The following is a 16,451-nucleotide window of genomic DNA, read 5'->3' as shown; positions in this document are numbered from 1 at the left end:
AAGGAGAACACAATGAAAAAACGGATTGAATACAGCACCCTGGCCAAGAGTCTGCTGCTCTCGCTGACCCTGGCCGGCACCGCCGCCGAGGCCACTACCCTCAAGATTTCCCATGTGCGGCCCCAGGGCACCGCCATCGACCAGGACGTGCACCAGTTGTCCGACGAGCTGAAGGCCGCCACCGACGGCGACCTCAAGCTCAAGGTCTACCCGGCCAACGCCCTCGGCGACTATACGGTGGTACAGGAGCGAGTCAGCCTGGGCGCCATCGACATGGCGGTACAGCCGCCTTCTGCCGGCGCCGACAAGCGCTTTCAGGTTATCTACATGCCCTATATGGTGAAGAACTGGACCGATGCCCGTGAGGCCTATACCCCCGGTTCACCGCTGCGCAACACCATAGACGAGCTGTATCAGGCGCAGGACATCAAGGTGCTGGCCGCCTGGCCGGTGTACTTCGGCGGCATTGCCCTCAACCGGGACGTGGACCAGGTCCAGGATCCGAACCATGACAAGGGCGTCAAACTGCGGGTGCCGCCGATGAAGTCGTTCCAGCTACTGGCCGACAACACCGGTTTCATCGGCTCGCCCCTGCCCTTCTCCGAGGCCTTTACCGCGGTGCAGACCGGGGTGGTGGACGGCGTCATGGGCTCGGGTGCCGAGGGCTACTACGCCTCGTTCCGCGACGTCACCAAGTCCTATGTGCCGCTCAACACCCACTTCGAGGTGTGGTTCCTGCAGATCAACGCCGAGCGTTATGCGGATCTGGATGACGAAGAACGCGCCGCCCTGGATCAGGCCGCCCAGGCCTTCGAACAGCGTCGTTGGGAGTCGGCCCAGGCCGATCAGGCTTCCTATGAGCAGCGCCTGGCCGATGCCGGCGCCACCATCGTTGAGGTGAGCGATGCCAACATCGATGCCTATGCCGATGTTGCCCGTGAACAGATCTGGCCCGAGATCATGAAAGATATCGGCAATGACTGGGCCGAGCAGGTGCTGACCCAGTTCAAGTAACACAATCCGGGCCCGGCCGGGCCCGGCTCTCATTTTTCCAAAGGAGAACAGGATGTCGGTTCGCAACCATGCCAGCCGCAACGAGACCGATGTGGCCATTATCGGTGGCGGTCTGGTGGGCATGTCCCTGGCCTATGGCCTGCTGCGCCAGGGCAAAAGGGTCACCGTCTTCGACGAAGGCGATCAGGCGCTGCGGGCCTCCCGCGGCAACTTCGGCCTGGTCTGGGTGCAGGGCAAGGGTGACACCTGCCCCGCTTACGCCCGGCTTTCCCGACTGTCGGCCCAACTCTGGCCTGCACTGGCCGCCAGCCTGCAGCGGGATACCGGCATCGATATCGAGCTGCGGCAAGACGGCGGCCTCTATGTCTGCCTGGATCAACCGAGCCTGCAACTGCGGGCCGAGATGCTGGCCAGGATGCAACAGGAAGCCGACGGCGACTATCCCTTCGAGGTGCTGAACGCCGAACAGGCCCGGGAAAAGGAACCGGCACTGGGGCCCGATATCGCCGGTGCCACCTGGTCTCCGATGGACGGTCACCTCAACCCCCTGCTGCTGTTCAGGGCCCTGCACCAGGCCTTTGAACTGCACGGCGGATGCTTGATAAACGGCCAGCCGGTACAGCATATCCGGCCCCGGCAGACCGGCGGCTTCGACATCATACTGGATGGCCACCGCCTGCAGGCCGACAAGGTGATACTGGCCGCCGGCCTCGGCAACAAGACGTTGGCGCCGCAACTGGGCCTGCATGCGCCGGTGGAGCCCAATCGCGGCCAGGTGCTGATCACCGAGCGGCTCAAGCCCTTTATCGGTTATCCCACCGGCCATGTGCGCCAGACCGGCGAAGGCACGGTGCAGTTGGGAGATTCCAAGGAAGACGTGGGCCTGGATACCGGCACCACCGCCGAGGAAATCGGCAAGATTGCCGCCCGCGCCATCCGCATGTATCCGGTGCTGGAAAAGGTGCGACTGATCCGAGCCTGGGGCGCCCTGCGGGTGATGACCCCGGACGGTTATCCCATCTATCAGCAGTCGGGCCAATATCCCGGCGCCTATGTGGTGACCTGCCACAGCGGCGTGACTCTGGGTGCCGTACATGCCGGCCCCCTGGTCGACTGGCTGCTGGGCAAAGACACAGACATTTCCCTGGAGGCGTTCAGTGCAGACCGATTCCCCCTTTAACCGCCTGGCCACCGCCCCCGCCGGGTCAGTCACCCTGGAAATCGACGGCCGGCCCTTCACCGCCCGCGAGGGCGACTCGGTGGCCGCCGCCCTGCTGGCCGCCGGTGCCGTGCCGTCGCGCACCACACCGGTGTCCGCCAGCCCCCGCGCGCCCTATTGCATGATGGGGGTCTGTTTCGAATGCCTGGTGGAAGTCGATGGCCTGGCCAATGTGCAGGGCTGCATGGTGCAGGTGACCGACGGCATGAAGATACACCGCCAGTCCGGGGCCCGTGAGCTGACAGAAGGAGATTTCCATGAAGCAGTATGATCTGGTGATCGTCGGCGCCGGTCCGGCAGGCATGGCCGCGGCCACTGCCGCCGCCGCACAGGGCCTGACCGTTGCCGTGCTGGACGAACAGGCCGCTCCCGGTGGCCAGATATACCGCGCCATCTCGGCGCCCGCGCCGCTGGATGAACGCATACTGGGCCAGGACTATTACCATGGCCGCCGGCTGCTGACCCCCTTCCACCAGGCCGGGGTGGACTACATTTCTTCCGCCACCGTCTGGGAAATCACTCACGAGCGGGAAGTCCGGCTGTCGGCCCGGGGCCAGGCCCGTACCCTGCGGGCGGGCAGAATCCTGCTGGCCACCGGCGCCCAGGAGCGTCCGGTGCCCTTTCCCGGCTGGCAACTGCCCGGGGTGATGAGCTGCGGCGCCGCCCAGATCATGCTCAAGACCAGCGGTCTGACGCCCCCGGCCCCCCTGGTGCTGGCCGGCAGCGGCCCTCTGTTGCTGTTGATAGCATTGCAGCTGCACAGAGCCGGGGTCGACATCGCCGCCGTGCTAGACACCACACCCAGAAAGAACTATTTCAGGGCCGCCCGTCATTTCGGCGGCGCCCTGCGCGGCTGGAAAATGCTGCTCAAGGGACTCGACTACATGGCCCGACTCAAAGGCTCGGGCGTACCCTGCCTGAGCCGGGTAAGCGGGCTGAAGGCCGAAGCCGGTGACCACGGCAAGCTGGCCCGGGTGCGCTTCACCCACAAGGGCAAAGAGCAGACCCTGGATGCCACCAGCCTGCTGGTGCACCAGGGCGTGGTGCCCAATGTGCAGCTGAGCCGGGCCATCGGCATCGACCACCGGTGGGACGAGCAACAGTTGTGCTGGCGCCCGCACACCGATCCCTGGGGCGAGACCGATGTTCCGGGTATCTTCATCGCCGGTGACGGCGCCGGTATCGGCGGTGCCGTGGCCGCCGAACAGGCCGGCCGCCTGGCCGCCTGGCAAATTGCCCACCAGTTGGGCAGACAGAATCCGATCTCTCGGGATCGGCTGGCCACACCGGTGCGCCGGGCCCTGGCCCCGGTACTGGCGATCCGCCCCTTTCTCGACGTGCTCTACCAGCCTGCCGGAGAGTTTCTCACCCCGGCCGACGAGACGCTGGTGTGCCGCTGCGAAGAAGTCACCGCCGGTGATATTCGCCGTTTTGCACGACAGGGCTGTACCGGTCCCAATCAGACCAAGGCCTTCAGCCGGGTCGGCATGGGTCCCTGCCAGGGCCGTATGTGCGGCCTGACGGTGGCGCAACTTATCGCCGACACCCGGCAGACCACGCCGGCCGAGGTAGGCTATTACCGCATCCGCTCGCCGATCAAGCCGCTGACCCTGAAAGAACTGGCCAGCCTGGGCGAAACCGACCAAAACCAATCGTAACACCGACCGCCGGGCCCGGACTCGGACTCGGCGGTCTCACCTTGTCAGGAGACAACATGACCCTAGTACGCCATCATACCGGCGAGCGCATGAGCCGCACCGTCATTCACAACAACACCGTCTACCTGTGCGGCCAGGTGGCCGAAGACCGCAGCCAGGGCATCGCCGAACAGACCCGCACCATGCTGGCCAAGGTCGACGCCCTGCTGACCGAGGCCGGCAGCAGCAACCAGCACCTGCTGAGCGCCACCATCTATGTGAAAGACATGAGCCTGTTCGCCGAAATGAATCAGGTATGGGACGCCTGGGTGCCCGCCGGCCATGCCCCGGCCCGCGCCTGTGTGGAAGCCGCCATGGCCAGCCCCGAGCTACTGGTGGAAATATCGGTGATTGCCGCCATTCCCGAAGCCTGATCCGCTGCCGGGGAGCCGTTCCCGGCATATCGGGTAGGCAGGGATGACTCCCTGCCTACCCACAGAACCGCGAGCAAGGGCCATGTACTCGGCTCCTGCATACTTCACTCTCTCACTCCGGTGAACAAGCTGTCATGGAGCAGCTCGTCAGCAGGCTGGCGACGGTCGATAGTCTGGAACCGGCCGCACATTTCGGTAAACTACTCGACCTGGTATTAACCTGCACAGACAAGGACAACAAGAAATGTCATCAAGCGGCAGACGTGATTTTTTTGAAGGGGTCAGAGATTTGCTGCCGATGATACCGGGGGTATTGCCTTTCGGGCTCATTGCCGGGGCCAATGGCACCAGCCTGGGATTCAGCTCCGAGATGACCATTGGCATGACATTGCTGTTTTTTGCCGGTTCGGCACAGCTGGCGGCCTATCAGTTGATTCAGGAGCAGGCATTGCCGGCGGTCATTATCTTCACCGCGCTGATGGTGAATATTCGTTTCCTTATCTACAGCGCCACCTTCGCCCCGCTGCTGCATTCACTCAAGACCCGCCACAAATGGCCGCTGGCCTACCTGATCAGCGATCAGGCCTATGGCTTGTGTTCGACTCGCTTTACGCCCGATCAGAGTGACAGGGAGAAGCTTTATTATTACGCCGGTACGGCAGTCGCACTGGCGGTAAGCTGGGTGGGCTCTGTCATCCTGGGCCTGCTGGTTGGCGAACAGATACCGGCCGAGTGGTCACTGGAGTTCGCCATTCCCCTGGCGTTCGTGGCCATGCTGGTATCGAGTATCCGCAACCGGGCATCGCTGATCACGGCGGTGTTTTCGGCCCTGGTGGCGACCAGCCTGATCCAGCTTCCCTATAACCTGGGCTTTATTGCGGCGATTATCGGCGGTACCAGCATCGGCCTGGTTGCCAGCTCTTTCATCACCAGAAGCAGCCTGAAGGCACAAGGGGACAACAATGGATAATCTGACACTCTGGTTGATATTCATCGCCGTCGGCATCGGCACCTTCGCCATACGGCTGTCGTTCGTGCATCTTCATGGCAGGGGAAGCTTCAATATTGGCAAGCACCAGAGCACATTGCAGTTGCTGGCCCCCGCCGTGCTGGCCGCCCTGTCCATCCCCGCCATCATCTTCCAGGATAAAACCACGCTGGATTCGGTGAACCTCACACAGATAACGGCGGCCCTGGTCACGGCCATACTGGCCTGGTATTTCAGGGGCGTATTCTGGCCCTTGTGCCTGGGGATGATCACCTTCTGGATCATGAAATTTTACAACTTCTAGCAATCCGCTCAGATCCGGCCTTGCACAGCATAAATCAAGGCCAGTCGCCCATCGGGCTCTAAAACACGGCCTGATACCAACTACATAAAATATCCGATCAGATATTCGGTCGGAAGTCATGTGTTAAGCACAGAAGGGGCGAGCTTGTCTCGCCGCGACGAGCGGTGTCCGTCTGACCATACATCCAGTGAATATTGGCAGCAGGCTGGAATCGTGAGTCATTCGACCGAAGCGAGTCGGAGAAACAGGCCCTTTGTCCGGGATGGATATCGCAGTCCAAAAGATCGCATATTTAATGTGATGGGTATGACAAAAAAACCGGCCCAAGAGGGCCGGAAAAGTAGTGCTTTGAGACGAACTTCTATCAGGCCAGTCCGTGCAACTCCTTCCAGTTGCCCGGATGAACCACATAACCGAACAGGGCGTGGCCGCCATACACCAGCTCGGTGCCCTCGGGGATCCACAGCATCTGGCCGGGACGTACCTCGTGTTTCTTGCCGTTGGCGGTCAGTTCGAAACAGCCTTCGATCACGAATACCACCTCGTCGTACAGCACGGTCCAGGCCACTTCGGCCCCTTCCCAGCGGGCAAAACCCACCCCTATGTTCGGGGAGACTTCCGGACTCAGCGCCCGGGCCACATAGGCGGCGCCCGGCGGGCCGCCGCGAAAGCTGAAATCCAGCTCCTTGCTGTCGATGACTCTTACTTCACTCATAGTTCGCTCCGACTTTGCCATTTGGCCAGGGCAATACGGCTTCGCACCCCCAGCCCCAGGAAAGGTTCGGGCGGGTTCAGGCTGGGCATGCCGGTGACCTGCTGAATGTCACTCAGCTGGGTGGATTCCGCGCCCACCGCCAGATCGGCCAGCAGGGTGCCGGAAATGGTGCCCCAGGCTGCCCCCACGCCGTTGTCACAGGCACTGGCGTAGACGCCGTCTTCCAGTTGCCCGAAGAAATTGGTGAAATTACGGGAGATGGCATAGACCCCGCCCCAGGTATGGGTGAAGGGTACCTCGGCCAGATCCGGATAACGGGACAGAAACGCCTGTCGATGATCCGCCTGAATGCGCCGGCGCATGCCATCATCGATGCTGCCGCCATACTGGGGAACATGCTTGTAGCTGTTGCGGATCAGAATACGGCGGTCGGCGGTCATGCGCAGCGTGGTACCCGCATGATCGGCCGGGGTCAGACCCCAGTTCAGCTCACCGCCGTAGCGAGCCAGCTCGGCGTCGGTCAGCGGCCGGGTCCAGCTGGCAAAGGTCATCACCGGCAACAACCGGTTTTTGAGATAACCGAACTCGCGGGTGAAGATGCTGGTGCCCAGCAGCAGTTTCGGTGCCCGAATCTCGCCTTCGTCGCCCATCAGGCGCCAGTTGCCCCCCTCTCGCTGCAGGGAGCGGATCGGCGATTGCTCCAGCAACTCGACATTGTCCGGCAGATGGTCTGCCATGCCGCGCACCAGGGCCGCAGGCTGCATCAGATAACCACCGGGAGTAAAGATGGCGCGCCGGTAATAAGAGGTACCCAGCACCGCACTCAGCTCGCCGTGATCCACCTTACGGTAAGGCTCGCCCAGGTCTTTCATCAGATGTTCGAAGTGATCGAGAAAGGCCTCGCCTCGCTCACCCACCGCGCCCTGATACTTGCCGGCCGCAGACCACTGGCAGTCGATGCCGTGGCGCTGCACCAGGCCGTCCAGCTGGGCGATGGCGGAGCGGTTCAGCCCCAGCAATTTCTGCTTGTGGGCCGGATCCGGGTGCTCCAGCGCAAACTTGTGCGGCAGGTCGATCACGAAGCCGGAGTTACGGCCCGAGGCGCCTTCGGCCACGCGCTGGGCATCCACCAGCACGATACGCGCCTGGGGATGATGCTCGGCCAGCCTGCGGGCCGCCGCCAGGCCGGCAAAGCCGGCGCCCAGCACCGCATAGTCGGCCTTCTGTACACCCTTGAGCCGCGTCACCGGCCCGGCCGGTGGCAGAGCCTGATACCAACCACAGCTGTGGTCATCTTTGGGTAAGTTGATCATCTTCTGCTCCTCAGGCCGCCTGGCGGTTTGATGTCAGGCGCTCCAGCCACTGGCTGCGCTGCCCCTGTTGTGTGCTGCCCAGCAGGGCAAAACCGGTCAGTTCGCCGGCAGGGTTATAGAAGCCCGCCGCCAGTTCCCGACCCTCGCCTTCCACTCGCCATTCACCTTCACCACCGGCCGGCATCACCGACAACGGCAGCACCGGCGTCTTGACCAGTACCGGTGCCGGCTTGAGCGCCGCCGGGGTCAGGGTACCGAGCAGGCTGTTCACCAACGCCGGCATGGCCTGATTGATGGGCGCTATATAGGGCGCCCACTGGCCTTCCACCTCGGCACAGTCACCCAGGGCAAAAATATGGGGATCCGAGGTCTGGTGACAGATATCGACACTGATACCTCGGCCAACCTCGAGTCCGGCCGCCTGGGCCAGACCGGCACTGGGCCGCAGTCCCACGGCGCTCAGCACCATATCGGTATTCAGCACACGCCCGCTTTGCAGTTGCAGGCGATAGCCTTCGCCCTCAGAGTCGATGCGGGCGATGCTGTCCTGCAGGGCCCAGTCGGTGCCCAGCTCGGTCAGCGCCTGCTGCAACGCCAGCCCCAACGGTTGCGGGATCAGTCGCTCCATCGGCCACTGGCCCAGGCCCACTACGGTCACCGCCACACCCTGAGCCGCCAGATCGTTGGCAAACTCGCAGCCGATCAGGCCGTCCCCCAGAATGGTGACGTGCTGCTTGCCCGTCAGCTGCCGGCGGAATCGACGGTAATCGCCCAGATCGTTGACGCTGAGCATGGCACCCTGCTCGCCCTCGACCGGTATCACTATGGGTGAGGCGCCGGTAGCCAGCACCAGGCGACCGTAGGGATACACGCCGATATTGGTATGCAGCTGCTTGTTTTCACGGTCGATTTTTTCTACCCGGGTATGGGGATAAACCCGCACCCCGAGCCGCTGCTCCCAGGCCAGCGCGGTTTCACCCACCAGGCTGTCGCCGTCCTTGCCCAGCGCCAGGGCGTTGGACAGTGCCGGCTTGCTGTACAGGGCGCCGTCGTCGGCAGTAAACAGGGTAATGGGCAGATTCGGTGACTTGGCACGCAACGCCGCCGCCAGCTGATAGCCGCCGTGACCGGTGCCGATGATCACCACAGGCTCGGGAGCCGCTTCGGCCAACGGGGTGCTGATTTCGGCCACGACCGCCAGCGGAGCCGGCTCTTCGTCGGTGATTTCGAGCATCTCGAAATCCGCCTTGCCCACCAGACAGTCGGGGCAAAGCCAGTCATCCGGCACGTCTTCCCAGGCGGTACCCGGGGCTATGCCGTCGGCGGGCCAGCCTTTGGCCTCGTCGTAAATCAGTCCGCAGATGATGCATAACCACTTTTTCATCTTGTCTCTCCCCACTACCCTGTTTACTGCTTGTGCGAGCCGGAGATAGCCGGCCTCTTACCGACAGGCCATCTCCGGCCCATTTTTCATCAATGCCTTATCAATCAGCCTGACTCAGACGAATACCGATGTTGCGGGTCTGGACATAGCTGTAAATGGCTTCCTGTCCCTTCTCGCGACCGAAGCCCGACAGACCCACGCCGCCGAAGGGCGTTTCGATACCGCCGGCAAACCATTCGTTGATGAACACCTGACCACCGCGCAGCCGGTTGGCGATACGCAGAGTCTGGCTCAGGCCTTCACCGAACACGCCGGCCACCAGGCCGAAGTCGGTGCCGTTGGCCAGGGCCACGGCGTCGTCTTCGCTGTCGAAGGGCATGATGACCAGCACGGGGCCGAACACTTCTTCCCGGGCTATGGTCATCTCGGGGGTCGCCTCGATCACGGTCGGCGCCACAAAGTAGCCGGACAAGTCCGGAGCCACGCCGCCGGTGAGGATATTGGCGCCTTCGGCACGGGCCTGTTCGATCATGGCCAGCACCCGCTGCTGCTGATCCTGTGACACCACAGGCGTCAGATCCGGATTGCCTTCGCCCTGACCTATGGTCAGGCCTTCGGCCAGAGCGACCACGGCGGCTTTCACTTCTTCATAACGATCACGCTGCACCAGCAGCCGCGACATGGCCGAGCACACCTGACCGGCGTTGAAGAAGATGCCGACTTTTACGCTGGCCAGCAGGGTGTCCAGGTTAACGTCCTTGAGCGCGATGGCGGCGGACTTGCCGCCCAGTTCCATCACCGACGGGGTGGCGCGATCGGCCGCATCCTTGAGGATACGCTGGCCGGTGGGAACCGAGCCGGTGAACACTATCTGGTTGGTGTCCTGGTGTCTGACCAGATGACTGCCCACTTCCGAGCCCTTGCCGCACAGCAGGTTGACCGCGCCCCGGGGGAATCCGGCCTGCTCGACAGCCTTGACCAGCAGGGTCATGGCCAGCGGAGAAATTTCCGGAGACTTGATCACCACGGCATTGCCGGCGGCCAGCGCCGGCGCCAACGAACGGGCACAGATGGACACCGGGAAGTTCCAGGGCACGATTTGCACCGAGACGCCGAAGGGCACGTACTGGGTGAAATCCATGTAATCCTTGCCGAGCGGCACCGAGATGCCTTCAATCTTGTCGGCCATGCCGGCGTAATATTCGAAGTAACGAGCCGCTTCCAGAAATTCATCCCGGGCATCGTTCAGGCTCTTGCCGTTTTCGCGACACGCCACCAGGCCGCCTTCATCGGCGATGGCGCGAATGGCATCGGCCGCCTTCAGCATCCAGCTGGTCCGCTGGGCCGGGCGCACGTCGCTCAATTGACCGCTGTCGGCAACACGGCGGGCGGCGGCCATGGCCAGATCCGCATCCTCGATGCCGGCCTGGGCGATGGTGGCGTAGGGCTCACCGGTGCCCGGGTTCATCACCAAAAGCTGGCGGGAAGCATCCCGCCACTGACCATCGATATAGTTCTGATAATGCTGCATCGGTTACGCCTCCAGCGCCGCTTTGGTTTGGGTAGCCAGCCACTTCTGGAAGAAGTGGGTCGGCAGGTCCATTTCGGGAGAGAAGACGCCGCCGCCGAAACCGGGGGAATGACGACCCTTCTGCATGCCTTCCACGGCACCGATGTCTTCGCTGAACACCACCCGCCAGGACTCCAGGGTCGCGGTACGGCAGGCGGCATATTCATCCTTCAGTGCCTCGTCACCTATGTAGTAGAGGCGCAGGTTTTCCATGGTCTTTTCCGCATGAATGGGGTCGATCATCATGGCGAAGGCGTGATCGGCCTGAATGCCCAACAGCACGTTGGGGAACAGGGCGATATATTCCGCATGGCTCAGCTTGTCTTCGGGCCAGCTCGGGAACTTGGGCAAGTGAGTGCCGGCGGTGCCGGACAGGTTGTATTTGTAGCTGCCCTGTCCCGCGAAGCGGTCTTCAAACATGATGTTGTAGTGATCTTCCAGCTTGGAATAGGTGTTAAGAGCCGGATGCACCCAGGGTAGGTGGTAGGCTTCACAGTAGTTTTCTACCGTCAGCTTCCAGTTGCTCTGGACTTCGATTTCCAGATGGCCACCCATGTTGACCCGGCGCAGCAGGCTCAGACCATCATCACCCAGAAATTCCTTCCAGCGTGCTTCCAGCGGCGCTATGTGTTCTTCAAAGGGAGCGGCATCGCCGGACAGGTTGACGAACACCATGTCCATCCACACCGCAGAGCGCAGCGACTTGAGACCGTGCTTTTCACACTTGAAGCGGTCATCCTTGTGTTTGGCGATACCACCCACGTGCGGCGTGCCCTTGAGGTTGCCGTTCAGATCGTAGGTCCAGGAATGGTAAGGGCAACGGATCATGCCCTGTACTTCGCCGGCCTCGTGCACCAGTTGCATGCCACGGTGGCTGCAGACGTTGTGGAATACCTGAACCTCTCCGTCCTTGTTGCGCATCATCAGCAGCGGAAGATCCATGAAGCTGACCGGTTGAACATAGCCATTCTTGACCAGATCGGAGGCAAAGCCGATACAGGCCCAGGTTTTACCGATCACCTGGTCACGCTCGAAGGCAAAGTACTCCTGGCTGGTGTAGCAGGCATTGGGCATGCCGCTGGCTTCCACGATCGGATTCAGCACATTTTCAACCTGCTGAACGGGAATGATGGTTTGGCTGACATTGCTCATTATTGATTCTCCCAGTATGACGCAGTGCTCCCTGCGCTGATGTTAACAACGGGCACTCTGGGTGCCGATGGGGAGGATTTTGGTTAACAAGAGAGCAACAAACAAACGACTTTTTAGCCGGGTATGGATGAGCTTTTGTCATCCATGAAAATATGCCTCATATGTAGCCCGTTATCTTGTACCAGAGTCCCTGTGCCCTGCCGCATGAGCTCTATTCACTCATGAATGAGAAAAAATCAGTTGAGTGTCTCTTCCGCTATCTCTAACCTCTCGCCGTTAACAAATGATTAACCATCAAGCGTGTTACGCAGAGGGAGGAGTTATGCGTGCTACATCCGGGATTCTGAAAGGATTGAATCCGACCGTGACCATCGCCTCCAAGGTGCTGGTCATCGGTTTTGTTCTGTTTTGCGCCATCATGGCCAACCAGGCAGGCCAGTACTTTGAAACCGTTTCCGGCATCTTGTTGCAGAATATGAAGTGGTTTTATTTACTGGTGGTCAGCCTGGTCACTGGCCTGTTGCTGTACCTGATGGTCAGCCGCTTCGGGCATATTCGTCTGGGCAAGGACGATGAAAAACCCGAATTCAATTACCTGTCGTGGATAGCCATGCTGTTCTCGGGCAGCATGGGCATCGGCCTGGTGTTCTGGTCGGTGGCCGAGCCGATGTGGCACTATGCCGACAACCCCTTTTCCCAGGGGCTGACCAACGAGTCTGCCCGGGTCTCCATATGGCTGACCTTTTTTCACTGGGGCCTGCACCCCTGGTCCATCTTTCTGATCGTGGCCCTGGCGCTGACCTATTTTTCCTACCGGAAAGGGCTGCCGCTGACCCTGAGATCCATTCTGTACCCGCTGATTGGTGATCGCATCTATGGCCCCATCGGCCATGCGGTGGATATTCTGACCGTAGCCATTACCGCCTTCGGCATATCCCAGACCTTAGGAATGGGCGTGATTCAGATCAATACCGGGCTTAATCTGGTGTTCGGCACCACCGTTAGCCTGGGCATGCAACTGCTGATCATAGTGGTGCTTTGTACCTGTGCCGTAGCCTCGGTACTGTCGGGGGTGGGCCGGGGCATACGCCGTCTGTCGGAGTGGAACATGCTGCTGTCGTTGCTGATGGTGATGGTCGTGCTCTATATAGGTCCGACCCGCTATATTCTGCATTCCTTCCTGGAAGGGATCGGAGACTACAGCAGTCAGGTGGTCGGCATGAGCTTCTGGAGTGATGCCCAGCAGGATTCCGGCTGGCAGAACTGGTGGACCGCCTACTACTGGCCCTGGTGGATGACCTGGGCGCCCTTCGTCGGCATGTTCGTGGCCCGCATTTCCAAGGGCCGTACCATTCGCGAGCTGATTGGCGGCGCTTTAATCGTGCCTACCCTGATCACCTTTTTGTGGATGGCGGTATTCGGCGGCTCGGCGCTCAAGGTAGAGCAGGAGGCCCGCATTGCCTACGAGCAGCAGGCGGTGGTACTGGCCGAAGCCGGTGAGCCGGCACAGGCCCCCTTTGCCGGCGGGCCCATTCTGGAAGCCACCAAGAAGGACACCACCCAGGCGCTGTTCACCCTGTTCAATGAGCTGGATGCGGGTGCCATGGGCAAGCTGCTGAGCATACTGGCCTGCCTGTTACTGGGTACCTATTTCATTACCTCGGCCGACTCCGGCACCCTGATCCTCTGTACCCTGGACTCACTGGGCAATCCGGAACCGCCCACGCCGATACGGATACTGTGGGGCATCATGATTGCCGCCATTGCCGGAGTGCTGCTCTACGCCGGCGGCCTCAAGGCGATGCAGACCGCCTCCATCATCGCCGGCTTCCCCATCTCCGTCTTTATTGTGGTGATGAGCCTGACCCTGCTGCACAGCATCCGCCGGGAGCCCAAGCCCTGGGCCATGGTACCGGATAACGTACGACCGGAGCCGGCCAAGCTGGATGGTTCGATAAGCCCCGGGGCCGACGAGGTTACCGACGTGGCACCGGCAAGGGACTGGAACGCCAATCCCGTCGTTGGCAAGTAGATAGCGCTGAAGAAAGTACCTGAACACAAACCGGCATCTGATGATGCCGGTTTTTTTTATGGGGGTGTCAGGAGCCCTGTTCGTGCAACCCCTTCCCGCCGACCTGACCCGGCAGTTGCTCCAGCAGCCACTGGCGGAACAGCTTGACGCTGCTCGGTACCACGCCGCGACTCAGAGGTTCGAGCATGCAGAAACTGGCCGGGGTACGCAGCACTATATCCACCGGCCGCACCAGGGCGCCGGTTTCCAGGTATTCATCCACCAGCGACCCCCAGGCCAGGGCGACCCCCTGCCCGTTGATCGCCGCCTGCAACAGCATGGGATAATTGTTGATATTGATGCGGTTACGGGGCGTCACAGACGGCAGGCCAACCTGCTCGAACCATTCCTGCCAGCTGAGCCAGTCCCGCTGAGACTCGTCAAGATACAACAGCGTCTTGCCAAAGAGGTCTTCCGGGGAGTGCCAGTCCTGACATCGCTCCAGATAGGCCGGACTGCAGACCGGAAACACCTCCTCCGGAAACAGAGTCGTCACTTTCATTTCGGCCGGCGGCAGTCGACAGTAAAAGAGCGCAATATCACAATCGAGCCGGCGATAGTCCGTAACCTGATCGGAAGCGAGAATGCGCAGATCAATTTCCTCATGCTGCTGCTGGAACTCGGCTACCTTGGGCAACAGCCAGAGTGCCGCCATCGCATTGGTGGTCGCCACCGTGATCTGCTGTTCTCCCTGCCATTTCTTGATTTCACCGGTAGCCTGGGCCACATCCAGCAAGGCGCGATAAATGGTCTGATAATATTGCAGTCCGGTCGGGGTCAGGGAAATGTTGCGATTGGCGCGAACAAACAGATCCTTACCGAGATATTCCTCCAACTGGCGGATTTGGCGACTGATGGCGCCCTGGGTAACACTGAGTTCATTGGCTGCCAGCGTGAAACTCAGGTGGCGGGCCGCCGCTTCAAACACGATAAGGCTGTTCATTGGTGGCAGTGGCTTGATTTTCATGGTCGCTCCTGACTATATTCCGGACTCCTTGGTCCTGCCCTTTTTACGAGGCACTCTACCATTGTTTTTCCGGACAACCAGAGATATCAGATGGTCGGCAAGCGGTAACGTGATCGGGCGCACTTCGCCGAAAATATCGATAAAATGCTCCCGCTGACGGCGGGAGCGAGAAGAGTTTCAGTGGGAGGCGATGCGTGCAGGCAAGGCCGGACAGTGCATATCAAGCATCCAGCAAGGCCGCTTCAAAGGGATAAGAGGTCAGGTTTTCCACTCCGGTGTCGGTAATCAGCACCTGATCTTCCAGCTTCACACCTTCCCGGCCGCCCACGGCCCCCACATAGGCTTCCACGCACAGCGTCATGCCCGGTTCCAGCACGCCATCATAGCCATGGTCCTCGAGATCTTCGGGATAACGAATACAGGGATATTCATCACAGAGACCCACCCCGTGCATCATGACCCCGTATCGTTGGGCCCGATATGATTCGGGCAGCAGCAGGCCGGCTTCGGTCACTTCCCGAAAGCTCATGCCCGGCTTCAATATGCTCATGTTGTGACGTATATGCTCATAAGCGGTGCGGTACAGCGCCTTCTGCTCCGCTGTTGGTGCTCGCTCGCCAATCAGCCAGGTACGTGAAATATCGGCACAGATGCCATAAGGTCCAATCAAGTCGCTGTCGAAGGCCAACAGCTCACCTTCCTGCACCACCCTGGGCCCGCATTCCTGAAACCAGGGGTTGGTGCGGGGGCCGGAAGACAGGATGCGGCATTCAATCCACTCGCCGCCACGGCGAATGTTTTCCGCATGCAGGATGGACCAGATGTCGTTTTCGGTCACCCCGGGCACCGAGGCCTGCTGCATCAGCTTCATGGCGATTTCGGTGGATGCAATAGAGCAGCGCATGGCATTGATTTCATCTTCGTTTTTCACGGCCCGGGCCAGCTCCATGACCTCCTGACCATCGGCTATCTCGATGCCGAGACGCTGCAACTGGGTAAAGCCCGCCATTTCAATCTTGTCGACGGCCAGCCTCTTGTTGCTGCCCGCGTGTTCCTGCAGCACCGATTGCACTTCGGCGGCAAATTTGGCCGCATGCTCCTCGGTTCTGTTACCGGTTTCGAAATAGAAAAAGGCGGCGCCGCCCCTCACCTCTTTTACCAGAGGCAAATGAGCCGATAAATGCTCGCAGTTGTGAAAATCCCACAAAATTACATGCCCGGCAGCCGACACGAAACAGGCCCGGGCATGATTGTGCGTTATCCACAACTGCATGTTGGTGGTATCCGTCGCGTAGCGGATATTCAGCGGATCAAACAGCAGCACACCGGCCAGGTCCCGTTTCTGCAACTCACCCACGATACGCTGCAGCCGGTATTCCCGCATGCGGGACAGCGTCGGCGGCGTCAGCCCCAGCGCGTCCCATTCGCCAAACGCCAGCCCGGTAGGGCCTATCTCTACGCGATCGTTGTCGTTCAAGGAGCCATCGGCCTTGAAGCCTCCCCCGCGACGCACGGGATCTATCTTTCTGTTTGAGGAGACCGTCGATAAAACGCGAGCACTGTCCATTGTTTACTCCTGCTTGTAATGACCGACACCAACACTGGCACCCTTGGGCCCGCAAGCGGCCCTTCCTGTAATAACGGGAATGTTAATAAAATGTCACAGAAGACAGAGGGGAAAAA

General features: G+C 60.8%; 15 protein-coding genes. 8 read left to right on the top strand and 7 right to left on the bottom strand.

Translation table 11 applies throughout. The annotated features are described in order from the left end of the window. Nucleotides 1-12 precede the first annotated feature (12 nt). The 7 genes from dctP to ACLEIV_RS06105 all read left to right on the top strand — a co-directional run bounded on the left by dctP (nt 13) and on the right by ACLEIV_RS06105 (nt 5,596). Complete coding sequence (dctP, locus tag ACLEIV_RS06135; RefSeq protein ID WP_410455778.1) at nt 13-1,014, top strand: TRAP transporter substrate-binding protein DctP; 1,002 nt, start codon at nt 13-15, stop codon at nt 1,012-1,014. A 52-nt stretch (nt 1,015-1,066) separates the two neighbouring features. Then, a complete protein-coding gene (locus ACLEIV_RS06130; protein WP_410455777.1) occupies nt 1,067-2,194 on the top strand; it encodes an NAD(P)/FAD-dependent oxidoreductase in 1,128 nt (375 codons plus the stop codon). Further along, complete coding sequence (locus ACLEIV_RS06125) at nt 2,172-2,504, top strand: (2Fe-2S)-binding protein (protein WP_410455776.1); 333 nt, start codon at nt 2,172-2,174, stop codon at nt 2,502-2,504. Before ACLEIV_RS06130 ends, ACLEIV_RS06125 begins: the two co-directional genes overlap by 23 nt. Then, nucleotides 2,491-3,891, top strand: a complete 1,401-nt coding sequence (locus ACLEIV_RS06120; protein ID WP_410455775.1) for an FAD-dependent oxidoreductase — start codon at nt 2,491-2,493, stop codon at nt 3,889-3,891. The genes ACLEIV_RS06125 and ACLEIV_RS06120 overlap by 14 nt, the downstream gene beginning before the upstream one ends. A gap of 56 nt (nt 3,892-3,947) precedes the next feature. Further along, entirely contained in the window at nt 3,948-4,304 is a 357-nt protein-coding gene (locus ACLEIV_RS06115) for a RidA family protein (RefSeq protein ID WP_410455774.1), read from the top strand. Between the two features lie 244 nt (nt 4,305-4,548). Continuing rightward, nucleotides 4,549-5,274 carry an AzlC family ABC transporter permease gene (locus ACLEIV_RS06110; protein ID WP_410455773.1) on the top strand — a complete coding sequence of 242 codons (726 nt, stop codon included), beginning with the start codon at nt 4,549-4,551 and terminating at the stop codon, nt 5,272-5,274. Beyond that, nucleotides 5,267-5,596, top strand: coding sequence for an AzlD domain-containing protein (locus ACLEIV_RS06105; RefSeq protein WP_410455772.1), 330 nt, complete (start codon nt 5,267-5,269; stop codon nt 5,594-5,596). The genes ACLEIV_RS06110 and ACLEIV_RS06105 overlap by 8 nt, the downstream gene beginning before the upstream one ends. Nucleotides 5,597-5,960: 364 nt before the next feature. Here ACLEIV_RS06105 and ACLEIV_RS06100 read toward each other — a convergent pair whose 3' ends face one another. From ACLEIV_RS06100 to ACLEIV_RS06075, 5 genes are all read right to left on the bottom strand, one after another. After that, the gene (locus tag ACLEIV_RS06100) at nt 5,961-6,311 is read right to left on the bottom strand and encodes a cupin domain-containing protein (RefSeq protein WP_410455771.1); all 351 of its coding nucleotides are present in this window, start codon (nt 6,309-6,311) and stop codon (nt 5,961-5,963) included. After that, nucleotides 6,308-7,624: an NAD(P)/FAD-dependent oxidoreductase gene (locus ACLEIV_RS06095; RefSeq protein WP_410455770.1), complete on the bottom strand. Its 1,317-nt coding sequence runs from the start codon at nt 7,622-7,624 to the stop codon at nt 6,308-6,310. Before ACLEIV_RS06095 ends, ACLEIV_RS06100 begins: the two co-directional genes overlap by 4 nt. Before the next feature lie 10 nt (nt 7,625-7,634). After that, nucleotides 7,635-9,008, bottom strand: coding sequence for an FAD-dependent oxidoreductase (locus tag ACLEIV_RS06090; protein ID WP_477529383.1), 1,374 nt, complete (start codon nt 9,006-9,008; stop codon nt 7,635-7,637). A gap of 100 nt (nt 9,009-9,108) precedes the next feature. Next, nucleotides 9,109-10,539 carry an aldehyde dehydrogenase family protein gene (locus tag ACLEIV_RS06080; protein WP_410455769.1) on the bottom strand — a complete coding sequence of 477 codons (1,431 nt, stop codon included), beginning with the start codon at nt 10,537-10,539 and terminating at the stop codon, nt 9,109-9,111. Between the two features lie 3 nt (nt 10,540-10,542). Continuing rightward, nucleotides 10,543-11,730: an aromatic ring-hydroxylating oxygenase subunit alpha gene (locus ACLEIV_RS06075; protein WP_410455768.1), complete on the bottom strand. Its 1,188-nt coding sequence runs from the start codon at nt 11,728-11,730 to the stop codon at nt 10,543-10,545. 322 nt (nt 11,731-12,052) lie between these two features. Between ACLEIV_RS06075 and ACLEIV_RS06070 the strand changes: the two genes are divergently transcribed. Beyond that, the gene (locus tag ACLEIV_RS06070; protein ID WP_410455767.1) at nt 12,053-13,762 is read left to right on the top strand and encodes a BCCT family transporter; all 1,710 of its coding nucleotides are present in this window, start codon (nt 12,053-12,055) and stop codon (nt 13,760-13,762) included. Nucleotides 13,763-13,829: 67 nt separating this feature from the next. Here the strand turns inward: ACLEIV_RS06070 and gcvA are convergent, their stop codons facing one another. Together gcvA and dddP are read right to left on the bottom strand one after the other, a co-directional pair. Beyond that, complete coding sequence (gene gcvA, locus ACLEIV_RS06065) at nt 13,830-14,768, bottom strand: transcriptional regulator GcvA (RefSeq protein ID WP_410455766.1); 939 nt, start codon at nt 14,766-14,768, stop codon at nt 13,830-13,832. Nucleotides 14,769-14,988: 220 nt separating this feature from the next. Beyond that, on the bottom strand, nt 14,989-16,335 hold the full coding sequence (dddP, locus tag ACLEIV_RS06060; protein ID WP_410455765.1) for a dimethylsulfonioproprionate lyase DddP: 1,347 nt from the start codon (nt 16,333-16,335) through the stop codon (nt 14,989-14,991). Nucleotides 16,336-16,451: the final 116 nt, after the last annotated feature.

This window comes from Oceanisphaera submarina, assembly GCF_046521305.1.
GTDB classification, from domain to species: domain Bacteria; phylum Pseudomonadota; class Gammaproteobacteria; order Enterobacterales; family Aeromonadaceae; genus Oceanimonas; species Oceanimonas submarina.
This window is presented reverse-complemented; position numbering and strand designations above follow the sequence as displayed.

Bases quoted from the DNA above. Each gene is read 5' to 3' on its own strand.
- gcvA (WP_410455766.1), bottom strand. From the start codon at position 14,768: ATGAAAATCAAGCCACTGCCACCAATGAACAGCCTTATCGTGTTTGAA.
- ACLEIV_RS06115 (WP_410455774.1), top strand. From the start codon at position 3,948: ATGACCCTAGTACGCCATCATACCGGCGAGCGCATGAGCCGCACCGTC.
- ACLEIV_RS06070 (WP_410455767.1), top strand. From the start codon at position 12,053: ATGCGTGCTACATCCGGGATTCTGAAAGGATTGAATCCGACCGTGACC.
- dddP (WP_410455765.1), bottom strand. From the start codon at position 16,335: ATGGACAGTGCTCGCGTTTTATCGACGGTCTCCTCAAACAGAAAGATA.
- ACLEIV_RS06075 (WP_410455768.1), bottom strand. From the start codon at position 11,730: ATGAGCAATGTCAGCCAAACCATCATTCCCGTTCAGCAGGTTGAAAAT.
- dctP (WP_410455778.1), top strand. From the start codon at position 13: ATGAAAAAACGGATTGAATACAGCACCCTGGCCAAGAGTCTGCTGCTC.
- ACLEIV_RS06120 (WP_410455775.1), top strand. From the start codon at position 2,491: ATGAAGCAGTATGATCTGGTGATCGTCGGCGCCGGTCCGGCAGGCATG.
- ACLEIV_RS06090 (WP_477529383.1), bottom strand. From the start codon at position 9,008: ATGAAAAAGTGGTTATGCATCATCTGCGGACTGATTTACGACGAGGCC.
- ACLEIV_RS06100 (WP_410455771.1), bottom strand. From the start codon at position 6,311: ATGAGTGAAGTAAGAGTCATCGACAGCAAGGAGCTGGATTTCAGCTTT.
- ACLEIV_RS06105 (WP_410455772.1), top strand. From the start codon at position 5,267: ATGGATAATCTGACACTCTGGTTGATATTCATCGCCGTCGGCATCGGC.
- ACLEIV_RS06095 (WP_410455770.1), bottom strand. From the start codon at position 7,624: ATGATCAACTTACCCAAAGATGACCACAGCTGTGGTTGGTATCAGGCT.
- ACLEIV_RS06110 (WP_410455773.1), top strand. From the start codon at position 4,549: ATGTCATCAAGCGGCAGACGTGATTTTTTTGAAGGGGTCAGAGATTTG.
- ACLEIV_RS06130 (WP_410455777.1), top strand. From the start codon at position 1,067: ATGTCGGTTCGCAACCATGCCAGCCGCAACGAGACCGATGTGGCCATT.
- ACLEIV_RS06080 (WP_410455769.1), bottom strand. From the start codon at position 10,539: ATGCAGCATTATCAGAACTATATCGATGGTCAGTGGCGGGATGCTTCC.